Genomic DNA, 14,806 nt, shown 5'->3' on the forward strand with positions numbered 1-14,806 from the left:
CGCGGCCATAAAAAAACCGGAGCAGATGCTCCGGTTTTTTGTACCCCAAGTTTTATTAGAACTTGTAGGTAGCGGCAAAATAATGGCCAATACCGGAAGTATCAGTCATCGGGTTATTAGATTCGTTATCACGAATCAAAGCCATATTGTTGAATACTTTCAAACCATATCCAACAGAATAGCGGTCAGAGTGCCAATAGATACCATTGAACCACTCGAGAGAATTGGATGCATTGAAGCCGTTATCAGCAATCTTATCGGCGCCAAATTTGTAGTCGAGATAACCTTGGTAGGAGATAAAAGAACCGTTGCTAAATGTATAGAATGGCTTAAACCAGTTAGTGGATACCATGTAGCCATCCCACTCACGCTCATTCTCTGCACCGTAGTTCTCGCGCACATAGCGGGCATAAGTGTTGAAACCCACTTTACCAAACCAAGGCACTTCAACATCAGAGCCCAAACCAATGTAGTGCTCAAACAGACCTTTGTCGCCTACGTTAGTTACAGTGGCAATATACAGCTCTTTAACTGGGCCAAAAGAAAGATCTGCACCAGTAAGGGCGTCCAAAGACATACGCGGAGCAAACTTGATGAACATATTGTCACCATTGTGACGGTCATCATGAGTACGATCCAGCAAGTCGAATACGTCAACGTAACCATACAAATCAAACAGACCTGAACGGCCACCAAACTCCATTTCGAAATAAGTAGTGTTCTGATTGTTGAAAGGAATGCGAGCATCAACGCTCTGCATTACGTTGAACTGCATCCACTTGTAGTCATTCTTGTGGATATCACCGCTGTAGTCAGCAGCGAAGGCCGGGGTAGCGGCAGCAGCCAGCAGACCGGCAGCGATCAGAGTCTTGGTAAATTTGGCCATTTTATTGGTCTCTTGTGCGTTAGTTGAGGTTTTCCGTAGCCTGCCCACAAGGAGCGAGAGGGATTCTAATCAAATAAAATTGGGGGTGAAACAACTTCTCGGGAACTTTATCCGGAAGTGTGAATCTAATCACCCCCGATTCTACGCAAACGCTTGCTATTTGTCAGCCGTTGAGAGCAACTCACTCCCTTTTCTGGCGACAAGCACAATCAACAACAACACGGGCAAGCCCAATAAACTGGTTCCGACAAAGAAGGCACTGTAGCCAATCTGCTCCACAACCTGCCCGGAAAAACCGGCCAGCAACTTGGGTAGCAGCAACATCACCGAACTGAACAGGGCGTACTGAGTGGCCGAAAATGCCACATTGGTCAGGCTGGAGAGATAGGTCACAAAGGCCGCGGTCGCGATACCGGCACTGAGGTTATCCAGCGAGATAATCAGGGTCAGCAGTTCCAGATTGTGACCAACCTGATTGAGCAGGGCAAACAGCAGGTTGGTGCTGGCGGTGAGCAGCGCCCCCAAGAACAGGATGCGCAGCGTGCCGAAGCGCATCACCAGCACGCCCCCCAGCGCAGCGCCCACCAGCGTCATGATGACGCCAAACACCTTGGTAATGGTCGCAACCTCGGTCTTGCTGAACTGCATATCCACATAGAAGCTGTTGGACATTACCCCCATCACCACATCGGCAACCCGATAGCAGGCGATCAGAGCCAGGATCAGCAGCGCCGAGCTGCCATAGCGACGAAAGAAGTCGGCGAACGGACACCAGACCGCCTCATAGCCCCAGGCCCCCGCACTCGCCAGCAGCGCAGGCCACCCTTTTTCCAGGAGCTGCGCCTTGCGTTCGGCCTGTTGCTTGCCCTGCTCGGCCAGATCGATATCCGGCTCGTGGCAAAACAGCGTGGTGATGACCCCGAGTGACATCAGACCCGCCATCACCAGATAGGTAATCTGCCAGCCACGATAGTCATAGCCGCTGTTGCTGCCAAACCACGCCGCCAGCGCCAGCGCACCGGCGCCCGCCATGATCATCGCCAGTCGGTAGCCGGTCATGTAAGAAGCAGCCATCGCCGCCTGAAGCCGCTCGGGGGCAGATTCGATGCGATAGGCGTCGATGACGATATCCTGAGTCGCCGAGGCAAAGGCCACCAGCAGGGCAAACATCGCCAGCTGGGCCAGCTCGGTCTTGGGATCGCAGAACGCCATGCCGACCAGCGCGGCGGCAATCAGCAACTGGGAGAAAAACATCCAGCTACGGCGACGCCCCAGCAACGTGGAGAGCAACGGCAGCGGCATGCGATCCACCAGCGGCGACCACAGCCATTTAAAGCCATAGGCGAGCGCCACCCAGCTCATATAGCCGATGTCGGTCAGACTGACATCGGCCTCGCGCAACCAGAATGAGAGGGTACCGAACACCAGCAGCAGCGGCAGACCCGATGAAAAACCCATGGCAAAGAGAATAAACACCCGAAATTCGAGATAGACGGCGAGGGACTCTCTCCAGCTTGGTTTGCGGATCATATTCAACTACCTGACGACTTTGGAAAAGTGCGTCATTTTGGCAGGTTGATGGCAGATAGCCAAGGTGAGCAAAGAGATAGGTCAAAGAAGCCCGGATAGAGAAAAGGCCCATCCCGAACGGGATGAGCCTTGTATTGTGGCCTGACGAGGACGAGGTGACGAACCGCGTCCGGCGAGAGTTACTTGCCCGCTTTCTTGTCGACTTTCTTGTCTGCCGGAGTTTCTGCCAGCAAGACCACCTTCTTCAGAATGATGGGACTGGTCGGCACATCGTTGGCACGCAGAATGGGGCTGTAACCGGTCTGTACCTGAGCAAGCTTGTCCAGCACCTCCATCCCCTGAACCACCTGACCGAACACGGTATAACCCGCAGAGCCACCGGCGTTGAGGTTATTGTTGTCGACCAGATTGAAGTAGAACTGGCGAGTAGCGCTGTCGACCGCCTGGGTGCGAGCCATAGCGATGGAGCCACGCTTGTTGGGCAGACCGCCACGCGACTCGTTGACTACAGGCTCATAAGTCGGCAATTGCTGGAACTGCTGGTTGTAGCCCCCACCCTGCACCACGAAATCCTGGATCACCCGGTGGAAGATGCTGCCGTCATAGCTGCCATCAGCCACGTAGCGCAGGAAGTTCTTTACCGTCTGGGGCGCCTGCTTGGACGCCAGTTCCACCACGATATTGCCGTGGTTGGTCTCCATTCTGACTTTCGGGCCTGCGAACGCCAGCGGGGCGATCAGCATGGCCAGCAACCAGAGTTTTTTCATCATCAGACCCCTGCACCGTTCGGTTGACCTTTCAGGTAACCGCGCAGCGCATCATCCGCCATGATCTGCTGCAGCACGCTACCCAGTTGCAGGTTCAGTGTAGACTCCAGATCGGCCATGCTTGGCTCGCTCGGGCTCTCCTTGCTGGAGGACATGTTGAACTGCTTGGTCAGACGGTTGCCCTGGAAATCGGCGATCACCTGCAGGCTGACGCGAGACTTGGTGACATAGGTAAAGGTCTTCTCTTCCACATTGACTGCGGCGCTGGAGATCACCAGCGTCAGGTTGGTGGTGCCACTGTTGCCCACTTCGAGACCCTGGCTGCGCAGACCTTCGGCCAGCCGCTCGGCCATCAGCAGATTGAGCGGACGCTCGCTGTTGACCAGCACGGGGGCTTTCTCTTTATGTTTGATGGAGAAGACGTAGGCAGCCTCACGCTTGTCTACCCCTTCCATGGTGATGCGATTGCCAGAGTAGTATTGCTGGTTGGCGGGGATCACCTGCGGATTGAGCAGCGCTGTCTCCGGCCAATGGGTGGCACACCCACCCAGCATCAGGGCGGCCAGCAGCAAGAGTGACTTTTTCATCATGGTTTCCTTTGGCTTTAGCGTTTGATGGCTTTCAAAATAACGAATTTGCTGTTCGACGCAACGACTTGTGCGTTGGCAAACAAGCGCTTGAGTTTGTTGTGATAGTCCAGATGACGGTTGCCTACTATCCAGAGTTCACCCCCTTGAGGCAACACCCGGTGCGCATCACAGAACATCTGCCAGGCGATATGATCGGTGATCGCCTGTAGCTGATGGAAAGGAGGGTTGCAGAGGATCCGATCCGCCGAGCCGACCGCCACCCCGTCGAGACAGTTATTGACCATAAAGCGGGCGCGCGGCAGTGCATCGGGCAGATTGTGCTCGACGTTGAGCTGTGCCGAGGCAACCGCCATATAGGATTCATCGATAAAGGTCACCTCCACCTCGCTGTCTTTGGCGAGCAGCGACAGACCCAGCACCCCGTTGCCACAGCCCAGATCGATCACCTTGCGGGCACTGTGGATGGGCAGGTTGTCCAGCATAAAACGGGCACCAATATCGAGACTGGTGCGCGAGAAGACGTTGGCATGGTTGTGGATGAGCATGCAACTCCCCTCCAGCGGCCAGACAGTCGGGAAGGGGTTGGCCAGCGCGGGACGTTCTGCCTGCGGCTCGCAGTGAATGAGACGCGCCTTTTTCCAGGCCAGCGAGGTACGGGTAGGCCCCAGATATTTCTCGAACAACTTGAGGGTGGAGGTATGAATATCCTTCGCCTTGCCGGCAGCGATAACGCGGGTTGCCGGTGTCACCACCTCGCGCAGCGCTAGCAGTTGCTGCTCCAATAGAGCCTGATATTTGGAGACCTTGATCACCACCAGCGCAGGGGCATCGGGCAGCGGCGCCAGCGCATCCTGCAAGCGGATACCACCCGCATCCAGTCCATTTTCGGCCAGATTGGCCAGGGTCGCCCGCTCACTGATGTAGGAGTCGGTGACGCAGCAGGGGGAGTGCGGATGTAGATAAGCGGCCAGCGCGCCAAAACCATCATTCATGATGATGACAGGGCCCGTCTGCTCGAGGGGAGACTCCGCCAGGGTGTTGATCAGGTATTCGTCAGCCGCATCCCAGGCTTGCAGGGTCTCCTGACTCTGGCGCGGATAGCGGTAGAGCGTGAGCTGGCAATGGGGAGTGTCGAGAAGGGTTTGCATAGGAAGAGTCCAACCTCGGCTTGATTCGTGTATACAGGCGCCAGGGGCGACGCAAAGTGGCGCTATTCTAGCGAGGAGCAGGAATTTCACCAGTTCGATGCGCATCAAGGGGGCAACTGACGGGTGATTTCCCTCTTACGGGGGCTTATTCCATCCAGCGACTGCCGATAGAATGGCCCGACATTCACTCTGGAAGCCGATCCGATGACCATCCAACAACTGATTGAAGCCAAACTGAGCGCCGCCCTCTCCCCCACCGTGCTGGAGGTGATCAACGAGAGCCACATGCACCGTGTGGAACCGGGATCTGAGAGCCACTTCAAGGTGGTGATCGTCAGTGAGCAATTTGCAGGGCAGCGGCTGCTGGCCCGTCATCGTCAGGTCAATGCCGTACTGGCCGACGAGCTGGCCGGTGCCGTTCATGCACTGGCACTGCATACCTACACCGAGACCGAGTGGCAGGAAAAAGGCCATGCCCCGCGCACCCCGAGCTGCGTTGGCAAACCGTCACTCTCCTGAAACCGGTTGTACCACAGGATTCCCCTAGAGAACCTGCCAACAAAAATTAAACATATTTCCCCGATTGGCCCCGAAAAGGCTACATCCAAGGGGGTATATTTCGGCATCAAGGCTTTTTGCTGATAGTGGAGACAACGGCAAATACCCCTATCGAGGTATCGAAATAAAAAAACCTTTAAAACCACTACTTACAAGGTGTCAGGGGCTTATTCATTGCAGGTTAATTTTGTGATGGCACGGGGATTTTGCCCATTTGGCATGGCAGAAAATGCACCTTAAGTGGTAAACTCAAGCGCTTTTGAGTGAGCCTGCATGTTGAATAATTGTTGAGCCTGCCCACCTGGTGCAACCACAACATCGACTCATTCAACCACCCGTCGTGATGTATTTCTCGGCGCTAACCAACCTCTCCCGTAACGGTAGTGCAAGTAAGTATGATTACAATCAAAAGAGGACTGGACATCCCCGTGCTGGGTGCGCCAGAGCAAGTAATCTACGATGGCCCCGCCATCACCCGTGTTGCGACACTGGGCGAGGAGTTTGTGGGGATGCGACCTACTATGTTCGTCAAAGTAGGTGATCGCGTCATCAAAGGTCAGGATCTTTTTGAAGACAAGAAGAATCCGGGCGTTAAATTCACAGCTCCTGCCACCGGTGTGGTTTCAGAGATCAACCGTGGTGCCAAACGTGTTCTCCAGTCAGTGGTCATCGACCTCGACGGTTCCGATGAACAGGTGACGTTTGAGCATTTTGCCTCTGCCGAGCTGGCCAAGCTCGAGCGCAGCAAGGTGCAAGAGATCCTGGTCGCATCAGGTCAGTGGACTGCGTTGCGTACCCGTCCGTTCAGCAAAGTCCCCGCGGTAGCGTCTGCCCCGCGCGCCATCTTTGTGACTGCAATGGACACCAACCCGCTGGCAGCCGATGCCGAGCTGATTATCAAGGAACAGCCGCAGGCCTTCCTCGATGGTCTGGCCGTATTGACCCGCCTGACCGACGGCGCCGTCTACGTCTGTAAAGGCGAAGGCAGTCTGCCCCACTCTCCGCTGGCTCAGGTCAAGGAAGAGATCTTCGTTGGTCCGCACCCTGCCGGTCTGCCGGGTACCCATATCCACTTCCTGGATCCGGTCAGCAGCACCAAGGTGCAGTGGCACATCAACTATCAGGATGTGATTGCATTCGGCAAGCTGTTCACCACCGGTCAGATCTTCACTGACAAGGTGATCGCGCTGGCTGGCCCGAACGTGCTCAAGCCGCGTCTGCTGCGTACCCGTCTGGGCGCCTGCATCAGCCAGCTCACCAACAATGAGCTGCGGGCCGACGAAAACCGTATCATCTCTGGTTCTATCCTGAGTGGTGCCAAAGCCGAAGGTGTTCACGACTACCTGGGCCGCTACCACAATCAGGTTTGCGTGCTGGGTGAAGGTCGCGAGAAAGAGTTCCTGGGCTGGATCAACCCCAGCGCCAACAAGTTCTCTATCACCCGTACCACCCTCTCTCATCTGATGAAGGGCAAGCTGATCAACTTCACCACCACTACCAACGGTAGTGACCGTTCCATGGTGCCTATCGGCAACTATGAGCGGGTGATGCCACTCGACATCCTGCCAACCCTGCTGCTGCGGGACATGGTCTCCGGCGATACCGACGGTGCGCAAGCACTGGGCTGCCTGGAGCTGGATGAGGAAGATTTGGCGCTCTGTACCTTTGTCTGCCCCGGCAAGACAGAGTACGGCCCGATCTTGCGTGAGTGCCTGACCAAGATTGAACTGGAAGGTTAAGCGATGAGTTTCAAGCAACTTCTTGAAAATATGGAACACCACTTCGAACCGGGTGGAAAGTACGCCAAGTACTATGCCCTGTTCGAAGCGGCGTACACCCTGTTCTACACCCCGGGTAGCGTTACCCGCAACGCCTCCCACGTTCGTGATGCGCTCGATCTGAAGCGCATGATGATCATGGTGTGGCTGGCCGTGTTCCCGGCCATGTTCTGGGGCATGTACAACGTTGGTAACCAGGCGATTGCCGCCATTGCCCACATGGGCTCGGCTGCTGGTGCCAGCAGCTGGCAATATGCCCTGGCTACCATGCTGGGCGCCTCCCTCGATCCGGCTGTTGCCGGTATCGGCAGCAAGATGCTGATTGGCGCCACCCACTTCTTCCCGATCTACATCACCGTCTTCTTTGTCGGTGGTTTCTGGGAAGTGCTGTTCGCCATGGTGCGCAAACACGAGATCAACGAAGGCTTCTTCGTAACCTCCATTCTGTTTGCCCTGATCGTGCCGCCCGAGCTGCCCCTGTGGCAAGCTGCGCTGGGTATCACCTTCGGTGTGGTGATGGCCAAAGAGGTGTTCGGTGGTACCGGCAAGAACTTCCTGAACCCGGCGCTCGCTGGTCGTGCGTTCCTGTTCTTCGCCTACCCGGGCCAGATCTCCGGTGACGCCGTATGGGTTGCCGTTGACGGCTTCTCCGGCGCGACTGCCCTGAGCCAGTGGGCCCAAGGCGGCCAGATGGCGCTGATCAACGGTGCAACCGGCCAGGCTATCAGCTGGATGGACGCTTTCCTGGGTAACCTGCCGGGTTCCATCGGTGAAGTCTCTACCCTGATGATCCTGCTGGGTGCCGCCATGATCGTCTACATGCGCATCGCCTCCTGGCGCATCATCGCCGGCGTGATGATCGGTATGATCGCCACCTCCCTGCTGTTCAACGTCATCGGTTCCGATACCAACCCCATGTTCAACATGCCGTGGCACTGGCATCTGGTACTGGGTGGCTTCGCCTTCGGTATGGCCTTCATGGCGACCGACCCTGTCTCCGCAGCCTTTACCAACAAAGGCAAGTGGTGGTATGGCGCCCTGATCGGCGTAATGGTCGTGCTGGTTCGCGTGGTCAACCCTGCGTTCCCGGAAGGCATGATGCTGGCCATTCTGTTTGCGAACCTGTTTGCTCCCCTGTTTGACCACTTCGTCGCTCAGGCAAACATCAAGCGGAGGATTGCTCGTGGCGTTTAATAAAGATTCAACCCTCGGCACCGTCAGCGTGGTCACCGGCCTGTGTCTGGCCTGTTCCATCGTAGTATCCGTTGCCGCTGTGGGCCTGCGTTCTACCCAGCAGGAAAACAAGGCGCTGGACAAGCAGAGCAACATTCTCGCCGTAGCCGGTGTGGATGTGAGCGAAGTGGCCAAGCGCGACTTGGCCAAACTGTATGGCGAGAAGATCGAAGCGCGTCTGGTGGATCTGGCAACCGGTGACTTTGTTGACGGCGATGCCGACAACTTCGACACCAAGCTGGCAGCCAAAGATCCGGCCCGCAGCATCCGTCTTGCCGCCGCTGACGACAAGGCCAGCCTGCGTCAGATCTCCAAGCAGATCCCGGTATTCTTCGCCAAGGATGCCGAAGGCAAGATCGACAGCATCATCCTGCCCATCTACGGTCAGGGTCTGTGGTCGACCATGTATGCCTTCGTCGCCGTTGCCGCTGATGGCCAGACCATCAAGGGCATCACCTACTATGACCACGGTGAAACCCCGGGTCTGGGTGGCGAGATCGAAAACCCGGCCTGGCAGGCGCTGTTCAAGGACAAGAAACTGTTCGACCAGAATGGCATGCCGGCGCTGCGCGTCATCAAGGGCCATGCTCCGGCGGGCTCCGAGCACGAGATCGATGGTCTCTCCGGTGCCACCCTGACCGGTAACGGCGTACAGCATACCTTCGACTTCTGGATGGGTCCCAAGGGCTTCGGTCCTTTCCTGGCCAAGGTTCGTGCAGGAGAAATCAACAATGGCTGACAAGAGCGAAATGAAGAAGTTGCTGTTGACGCCTGTGCTGGGCAACAACCCCATCGCCTTGCAGGTGCTGGGCGTCTGTTCTGCACTGGCGGTTACCAGCCAGATGAAAACTGCGTTTGTAATGACCCTCGCGGTCATGGCGGTCACCGCCTTCTCAAACCTGTTCATCTCCCTGATCCGCAACCAGATCCCGAACAGCGTCCGGATTATCGTACAGATGGCGATCATCGCCTCACTGGTTATCGTGGTTGACCAGGTGCTCAAGGCTTACGCCTATGACATCTCCAAGCAACTGTCGGTCTTCGTGGGTCTGATCATCACCAACTGTATCGTAATGGGCCGCGCTGAAGCATACGCCATGAAGAGTGCCCCGCTGCCCTCCTTCCTGGATGGTATCGGCAACGGTCTGGGCTATGGCGCCATTCTGCTGAGCGTCGCGACCGTGCGTGAACTGCTGGGCTCCGGCACCTGGTTCGGCATCGAGCTGCTGCCGCTGGTGAACAACGGTGGCTGGTATGTGCCCAACGGCCTGCTGCTGCTGCCGCCGAGTGCATTCTTCATCATTGGTCTGATCATTTGGGGCGTGCGCACCAAGGATCCCAAGCAGGTGGAGGCGAAGGATTAAGGTATGGAACACTATCTGAGTCTGTTGATTAAATCGATCTTCATCGAAAACCTGGCACTCTCCTTCTTCCTGGGGATGTGTACCTTCTTGGCGGTGTCCAAGAAGGTAAAGACCTCCATGGGTCTGGGTATTGCCGTTATTGTGGTGCAGACCATCGCGGTTCCTGCCAACAACCTGATCTACAACTACGTGCTTAAAGATGGCGCTCTGGTATCCGGTCTGGATCTGAGCTTCCTGAGCTTCATCACCTTCATCGGTGTGATTGCAGCACTGGTACAGATCCTGGAGATGGCGCTGGACAAGTACTTCCCGGCACTCTACAACGCGCTGGGTATCTTCCTGCCGCTCATCACCGTGAACTGCGCCATCTTCGGTGGCGTCTCCTTCATGGTGCAGCGTGACTACAACTTTATGGAGTCTGTGGTCTACGGTGTGGGTTCAGGGGCAGGCTGGATGCTGGCGATCGTTGCGCTGGCTGGTATCCGCGAGAAGATGAAGTACTCCGATGTTCCGGAAGGCCTGCGCGGTCTGGGCATCACCTTCATCACCGCCGGTCTGATGGCGCTGGGCTTCATGTCCTTCTCTGGTATCTCCCTGTAATCGGCTTTCCTGCAATCAGAAAGGAACGATAGATGGAAATTATTTTGGGTGTGGTCATGTTTACCGTGATCCTGCTGGCACTGGTGGCAGTCATTCTGTTCGCCAAGTCCAAGCTGGTGACCGCGGGCGACGTGACAATCAGCATCAATGGTGACCCGGCCAAGGCTGTGACCAGCCCGGCCGGTGGCAAGCTGCTCGGCGTGCTGGCTGGCAGCGGTATCTTCGTCTCCTCCGCCTGTGGCGGAGGTGGCTCCTGCGGCCAGTGCAAGGTACGGGTGAAATCCGGTGGCGGCGACATTCTGCCGACCGAACTGGATCACATCAGCAAGGGCGAAGCCCGTCATGGCGAGCGTCTGGCCTGTCAGGTTACCGTTCGCTCCGACATGGATATCGAACTGCCGGAAGAGATCTTCGGGGTGAAGAAGTGGGAATGTACTGTTATCTCCAACGATAACAAGGCCACCTTCATCAAGGAGCTCAAGCTGCAGATCCCCGATGGCGAGAGCGTACCGTTCCGCGCCGGTGGTTATATCCAGATTGAAGCCCCGGCTCACCACGTGCACTACAAGAACTTCGATATTCCCGAGGAATATCGCGGTGACTGGGATCGCTTCAAGATCTTTGAGCTGGAGTCCAAGGTCGATGAGCCGATCATCCGTGCCTACTCCATGGCCAACTATCCGGAAGAGTTCGGCATCATCATGCTGAACGTGCGTATCGCGACCCCGCCCCCGAGCAACTGGACTGCCCCTCCGGGACAGATGTCCTCCTACATCTTCAGCCTGAAGGCTGGCGACAAGGTGACTATCTCCGGTCCGTTCGGTGAGTTCTTCGCCAAAGACACCGATGCCGAAATGGTATTCATCGGTGGTGGTGCGGGTATGGCACCGATGCGTTCCCATATCTTCGACCAGCTGCGTCGCCTGAAGTCCAAGCGCAAGATGAGCTTCTGGTACGGTGCCCGTTCCAAGCGCGAAATGTTCTATGTCGAAGACTTTGACATGCTCGCCGCCGAGAACGAGAACTTCACCTGGAACGTCGCGCTGTCTGATCCGCAACCGGAAGACAACTGGGACGGCTACACCGGCTTCATCCACAACGTGCTCTACGAGAACTATCTCAAGAACCACGAAGCACCGGAAGATTGCGAGTTCTACATGTGTGGACCTCCGGTGATGAACGCTGCCGTCATCAACATGCTCAAAGACTTGGGCGTTGAAGACGAAAACATCCTGTTGGATGACTTTGGTGGTTAATCCATGCACAGTGTTGTAAAGACCTGGCTAGCCTTCGGGCTAGCCTTTTTCTTGACTGGGTGCGGTCAGGAGACGGTCCAATCCAAGCCGGAGATCCACATCACCGGTAGCACCATGGGCACTTACTACTCCATCAAGGTGGCGGACAGCGCCATCAGCGATCCGGCCAAGCTTCAAGCTGAGGTGGATGTGTTGCTGGAGCGGGTCAACGACCAGATGTCGACCTATCGCCCCGATTCCGAACTGTCGCGCTTCAACCAGAGCCGTGACAACAAACCGGTAGTGGTCTCCCGCGATACTGCACGGGTCGTCACAGAGGCCATTCACATTGGCCGTGAGAGCCAGGGGGCGCTGGACGTCACCGTTGGCCCCTTGGTCAATCTGTGGGGCTTTGGCCCGGACAAGAAGCCGACCAAGGTCCCCTCCGACGAGCTGATCACCCAGACTCGCCAGAAGACCGGTCTGGGCAACCTGCACGTCATCACCTCGGTGGATGCCGATACCCTGCAAAAAGATATTCCGGACCTCTACGTCGATCTCTCCGCCATCGCCAAGGGCTTTGGTGTGGACAAGGTAGCCGAGTATCTGGAGTCACTGGGTGCGCGCAACTATCTGGTGGAGATTGGCGGCGAGCTGCGGATCAATGGCGTCAACGGCAAGGGTCACCCCTGGCGCGTGGCCATCGAGAAGCCCACCGCAGGCACCGGCACGGTGCAAGAGGTGATCGTGCCCGGTGACAACGGGGTGGCCACCTCCGGCGATTACCGCAACTACTATGAACTGGATGGTCAGCGCTTCTCCCACACCATAGATCCGCGCAGCGGCAAGCCGATCCAGCACCGTCTGGTGTCGGTCACCGTGATCCACCCCTCCTGCATGACCGCAGACGGGCTGGCCACCGTGTTTATGGTGATGGGGACCGAGAAAAGCCTGGCCTATGCCAACGAGCGCGGCCTGGCGATCTTCGTGATCACCAAGACGGACAACGGCTTTGAAGAGGCTTACTCCGATGCCTTCAAGCCCTATCTGGTCAAGAAGTAAGAGGTAGAGATGCAGATTTTTCTGATCACCTTCGGGGTATTCATGCTGGTGATAGCCGCCATGGCTATCGGTTACATCTTCCAGAAGAAGACCATCTCCGGCTCCTGTGGCGGTCTGGGTAGCGTCGGCATCGAGAAAGAGTGCGATTGCCCGGAACCCTGCGACAACCGCAAGAAGAAGATGGCCAAGGAAGAGGCCCGTCGCAAGATGCTGGAAGAGAACCGCATCATCTGATGACTCTGGTTTTTCGGTAAACAAAAGCGCGCCATCGGCGCGCTTTTTACTGGCCGTTATCTTGCGTTAACGGTCAGGGCTGACGTTCGATATAGAGGATCACCTCGCCAAGATGGATACCGAACTTGCTGATCTCGGCACGATTGATCAGACGATCTTCGTCCAGCAGGTACATCCAGTCATCGAAGCTCACCCGCACCACCTCGCCATCCGGTAGCGCCAGATCGAGCTGATAACGCCAGTTGAGGGCGAACCCTTGGCTTTTACCCACCGCCTCTCCCACCACATCGGAAGCAGTACCTCGCCAGTGACCGTCAACCCCCTTACTCAGATACCAGGTACGGGTCTGCTGGCGGCCATCATCAAAGTAAAACTGTTCGAACAGCTCTCCCTTGCCATCCTTCCAACGACCCACCATCTCGACCCGAAAGCGACTGGTCACTTCGCCGCTGCGGTCGGTCACCAGGCCGTGAGCCACCAGTTTGCCGTTGAAGAAACGGGCGAGATCCCAGTTTGGCCCCTGCCCCCGATAGTCATCGAGACTGGCACCACAGCCACTCAGCAGCAAAAAGGGGAGCAACAGCAACCAGCGGTATGCACGATAGAAAGACATCAGAGACTCCATGTTCAGGGTTGGCCACGCAGGCGGCGGGTCAGGGCGGGATCGCGGCTGTTGTCAGCCAGCCAGATGGCGAGAAAAGCGGCCGAGAATTGCGGATCGGCCAGAGTGCCGAGGGGTTTTTCCTGCCACCAGAAGTGGCCTGCCCCGCCCTTGTCGACATAGAATGTGAGCTTGTCGCCTGCCTGCACATCGGGCCAGAGTGCTGCGAGCTGGCCGAGCCAGCGCTGACGCTCGGCATCAGAGCCAAGACCGAGTCGCTGCCACTCGGCGGCAGTGGCGCTCAGCAGATCTTCCCGCTCGATGGCTCTGGCATAGGTGAGGGTCAGTGCCTGCGGATAGTGACCGGGCTGATAGCGCCCGCTCGCACTGTAGAGGGTGGCATCGTAGAGCTTGAACCAGAGCCAGTTCATCTCCCCCTGCCCGACCGGGCGCAACTGCTGCCAGGGGGCTGCAGAAGCCTGCACCGCGGTTGCAGCAAAGAGCGTAAACGCCAGCAGTAGCGGGTTAATTCCACCCCATATGCCAGTGGTTGGGGTCTTCCAGTTCATGCCAGTCCATCTCCTGTTCTTGCAGGGTGTTGATATCCTGCATCACCACCTGCACCAACTGCCCCTGCGCATCCCGCTGGCAGGCAACCACCAGATAGAAGCGATCAGTCAGCTCATGCTGGCTCTCTTTGGTCCATTTGGAAAAAAGCAACGAGTCGGTCGAAAAGGTGTTTGTCATGACTCACCCTCCAGCTTGACCATTACCCACAGGAGTACGGGTAACCACCACATCCAGATCACTGCCAGCAGCGCCGTGCTGATCCAGATGCCCCAGGGTAAGTTTACTGCCCCCATGGCGGCCCCCGCCACATAGGAGGAGGCACCGCCAAATACGCCAAACAGCGCCTGCTGCCAGCGAGGTAAGCGCAGCAGCCAGCGCATACCGTGGGCCAGCGTCAGGGCAAAACCGAGCCAGAGCAGCACCAGCCAGAGGGGAAAACCGGACGGGAAACGGAACAAGCCGAGCTGCCAGAGCAGCACATCCAGCAGACAACCGGCCACCGCGATGGGGAGCAGCCGCCAGTCACGCCGGCGGCTGGGCGAGAAGAGAAAGTGCAGCAGCAACATTGCCAGCAGCGGGCCCGGCTGCTGCCACTTCACCGCCAGCAACCAGTAGAGGTTGAACCCCAGCAGGTGAGCCCACTGCCACAT

Annotated in this window: 18 protein-coding genes; 9 read left to right on the plus strand and 9 right to left on the minus strand. The window is 57.0% G+C overall.

Annotated elements, in window-relative coordinates; all coding sequences use genetic code 11:
- Window positions 1–55 precede the first annotated feature (55 nt).
- From I6L34_RS05960 to I6L34_RS05980, 5 genes are all read right to left on the minus strand, one after another.
- Window positions 56–886: an outer membrane protein OmpK gene (locus I6L34_RS05960; protein ID WP_019445895.1), complete on the minus strand. Its 831-nt coding sequence runs from the start codon at window positions 884–886 to the stop codon at window positions 56–58.
- Window positions 887–1,042: 156 nt separating this feature from the next.
- Complete coding sequence (locus I6L34_RS05965) at window positions 1,043–2,422, minus strand: MFS transporter (protein WP_041202292.1); 1,380 nt, start codon at window positions 2,420–2,422, stop codon at window positions 1,043–1,045.
- A gap of 173 nt (window positions 2,423–2,595) precedes the next feature.
- Window positions 2,596–3,183 (minus strand): peptidylprolyl isomerase, encoded by a 588-nt coding sequence (locus I6L34_RS05970; RefSeq protein ID WP_042053243.1) that lies wholly within the window; start codon window positions 3,181–3,183, stop codon window positions 2,596–2,598.
- Between the two features lie 2 nt (window positions 3,184–3,185).
- Window positions 3,186–3,770: a YajG family lipoprotein gene (locus tag I6L34_RS05975; protein ID WP_058058252.1), complete on the minus strand. Its 585-nt coding sequence runs from the start codon at window positions 3,768–3,770 to the stop codon at window positions 3,186–3,188.
- 17 nt (window positions 3,771–3,787) lie between these two features.
- Entirely contained in the window at window positions 3,788–4,921 is a 1,134-nt protein-coding gene (locus tag I6L34_RS05980) for a methyltransferase (protein WP_216956162.1), read from the minus strand.
- Window positions 4,922–5,125: 204 nt separating this feature from the next.
- Here I6L34_RS05980 and I6L34_RS05985 point away from each other — a divergent pair, with 204 nt between their 5' ends.
- The 9 genes from I6L34_RS05985 to nqrM all read left to right on the plus strand — a co-directional run bounded on the left by I6L34_RS05985 (window position 5,126) and on the right by nqrM (window position 12,985).
- Entirely contained in the window at window positions 5,126–5,440 is a 315-nt protein-coding gene (locus tag I6L34_RS05985) for a BolA family transcriptional regulator (RefSeq protein WP_180349352.1), read from the plus strand.
- Between the two features lie 434 nt (window positions 5,441–5,874).
- Complete coding sequence (locus I6L34_RS05990) at window positions 5,875–7,218, plus strand: Na(+)-translocating NADH-quinone reductase subunit A (RefSeq protein WP_005349684.1); 1,344 nt, start codon at window positions 5,875–5,877, stop codon at window positions 7,216–7,218.
- A gap of 3 nt (window positions 7,219–7,221) precedes the next feature.
- On the plus strand, window positions 7,222–8,451 hold the full coding sequence (locus I6L34_RS05995) for an NADH:ubiquinone reductase (Na(+)-transporting) subunit B (protein ID WP_005338642.1): 1,230 nt from the start codon (window positions 7,222–7,224) through the stop codon (window positions 8,449–8,451).
- Window positions 8,441–9,229, plus strand: a complete 789-nt coding sequence (locus tag I6L34_RS06000; RefSeq protein ID WP_005349682.1) for a Na(+)-translocating NADH-quinone reductase subunit C — start codon at window positions 8,441–8,443, stop codon at window positions 9,227–9,229. The genes I6L34_RS05995 and I6L34_RS06000 overlap by 11 nt, the downstream gene beginning before the upstream one ends.
- Window positions 9,222–9,854 (plus strand): NADH:ubiquinone reductase (Na(+)-transporting) subunit D, encoded by a 633-nt coding sequence (locus I6L34_RS06005; RefSeq protein ID WP_005338644.1) that lies wholly within the window; start codon window positions 9,222–9,224, stop codon window positions 9,852–9,854. The genes I6L34_RS06000 and I6L34_RS06005 overlap by 8 nt, the downstream gene beginning before the upstream one ends.
- 3 nt (window positions 9,855–9,857) lie before the next feature.
- A complete protein-coding gene (gene nqrE / locus I6L34_RS06010; protein WP_005338645.1) occupies window positions 9,858–10,454 on the plus strand; it encodes an NADH:ubiquinone reductase (Na(+)-transporting) subunit E in 597 nt (198 codons plus the stop codon).
- Between the two features lie 32 nt (window positions 10,455–10,486).
- On the plus strand, window positions 10,487–11,710 hold the full coding sequence (nqrF, locus tag I6L34_RS06015) for an NADH:ubiquinone reductase (Na(+)-transporting) subunit F (RefSeq protein ID WP_005338656.1): 1,224 nt from the start codon (window positions 10,487–10,489) through the stop codon (window positions 11,708–11,710).
- A gap of 3 nt (window positions 11,711–11,713) precedes the next feature.
- Window positions 11,714–12,751, plus strand: coding sequence for an FAD:protein FMN transferase ApbE (locus I6L34_RS06020; protein WP_005338666.1), 1,038 nt, complete (start codon window positions 11,714–11,716; stop codon window positions 12,749–12,751).
- 9 nt (window positions 12,752–12,760) lie between these two features.
- Window positions 12,761–12,985: a (Na+)-NQR maturation NqrM gene (gene nqrM, locus I6L34_RS06025; protein ID WP_005338668.1), complete on the plus strand. Its 225-nt coding sequence runs from the start codon at window positions 12,761–12,763 to the stop codon at window positions 12,983–12,985.
- 73 nt (window positions 12,986–13,058) lie between these two features.
- Here nqrM and I6L34_RS06030 read toward each other — a convergent pair whose 3' ends face one another.
- The 4 genes from I6L34_RS06030 to I6L34_RS06045 are packed head-to-tail and all read right to left on the minus strand — an operon-like array spanning window position 13,059 to window position 14,806.
- Window positions 13,059–13,598, minus strand: a complete 540-nt coding sequence (locus I6L34_RS06030) for a DUF3833 domain-containing protein (protein WP_128816319.1) — start codon at window positions 13,596–13,598, stop codon at window positions 13,059–13,061.
- A 14-nt stretch (window positions 13,599–13,612) separates the two neighbouring features.
- A complete protein-coding gene (locus I6L34_RS06035) occupies window positions 13,613–14,155 on the minus strand; it encodes a chalcone isomerase family protein (protein WP_216956165.1) in 543 nt (180 codons plus the stop codon).
- Window positions 14,112–14,333, minus strand: a complete 222-nt coding sequence (locus I6L34_RS06040) for a TIGR02450 family Trp-rich protein (protein ID WP_005338671.1) — start codon at window positions 14,331–14,333, stop codon at window positions 14,112–14,114. Before I6L34_RS06040 ends, I6L34_RS06035 begins: the two co-directional genes overlap by 44 nt.
- Entirely contained in the window at window positions 14,330–14,806 is a 477-nt protein-coding gene (locus I6L34_RS06045) for a DUF2878 domain-containing protein (RefSeq protein ID WP_216956168.1), read from the minus strand. The genes I6L34_RS06040 and I6L34_RS06045 overlap by 4 nt, the downstream gene beginning before the upstream one ends.

The organism is Aeromonas sp. FDAARGOS 1404 (assembly GCF_019047085.1).
GTDB classification, from domain to species: domain Bacteria; phylum Pseudomonadota; class Gammaproteobacteria; order Enterobacterales; family Aeromonadaceae; genus Aeromonas; species Aeromonas veronii.

Bases quoted from the DNA above. Each gene is read 5' to 3' on its own strand.
- I6L34_RS05960 (WP_019445895.1), bottom strand. From the start codon at position 886: ATGGCCAAATTTACCAAGACTCTGATCGCTGCCGGTCTGCTGGCTGCT.
- I6L34_RS05970 (WP_042053243.1), bottom strand. From the start codon at position 3,183: ATGAAAAAACTCTGGTTGCTGGCCATGCTGATCGCCCCGCTGGCGTTC.
- I6L34_RS05975 (WP_058058252.1), bottom strand. From the start codon at position 3,770: ATGAAAAAGTCACTCTTGCTGCTGGCCGCCCTGATGCTGGGTGGGTGT.
- I6L34_RS05980 (WP_216956162.1), bottom strand. From the start codon at position 4,921: ATGCAAACCCTTCTCGACACTCCCCATTGCCAGCTCACGCTCTACCGC.
- I6L34_RS05985 (WP_180349352.1), top strand. From the start codon at position 5,126: ATGACCATCCAACAACTGATTGAAGCCAAACTGAGCGCCGCCCTCTCC.
- I6L34_RS05990 (WP_005349684.1), top strand. From the start codon at position 5,875: ATGATTACAATCAAAAGAGGACTGGACATCCCCGTGCTGGGTGCGCCA.
- I6L34_RS05995 (WP_005338642.1), top strand. From the start codon at position 7,222: ATGAGTTTCAAGCAACTTCTTGAAAATATGGAACACCACTTCGAACCG.
- I6L34_RS06005 (WP_005338644.1), top strand. From the start codon at position 9,222: ATGGCTGACAAGAGCGAAATGAAGAAGTTGCTGTTGACGCCTGTGCTG.
- nqrE (WP_005338645.1), top strand. From the start codon at position 9,858: ATGGAACACTATCTGAGTCTGTTGATTAAATCGATCTTCATCGAAAAC.
- nqrF (WP_005338656.1), top strand. From the start codon at position 10,487: ATGGAAATTATTTTGGGTGTGGTCATGTTTACCGTGATCCTGCTGGCA.
- I6L34_RS06020 (WP_005338666.1), top strand. From the start codon at position 11,714: ATGCACAGTGTTGTAAAGACCTGGCTAGCCTTCGGGCTAGCCTTTTTC.
- nqrM (WP_005338668.1), top strand. From the start codon at position 12,761: ATGCAGATTTTTCTGATCACCTTCGGGGTATTCATGCTGGTGATAGCC.
- I6L34_RS06030 (WP_128816319.1), bottom strand. From the start codon at position 13,598: ATGTCTTTCTATCGTGCATACCGCTGGTTGCTGTTGCTCCCCTTTTTG.
- I6L34_RS06035 (WP_216956165.1), bottom strand. From the start codon at position 14,155: ATGAACTGGAAGACCCCAACCACTGGCATATGGGGTGGAATTAACCCG.
- I6L34_RS06040 (WP_005338671.1), bottom strand. From the start codon at position 14,333: ATGACAAACACCTTTTCGACCGACTCGTTGCTTTTTTCCAAATGGACC.
- I6L34_RS06045 (WP_216956168.1), bottom strand. From the start codon at position 14,806: ATGTGGCAGTGGGCTCACCTGCTGGGGTTCAACCTCTACTGGTTGCTG.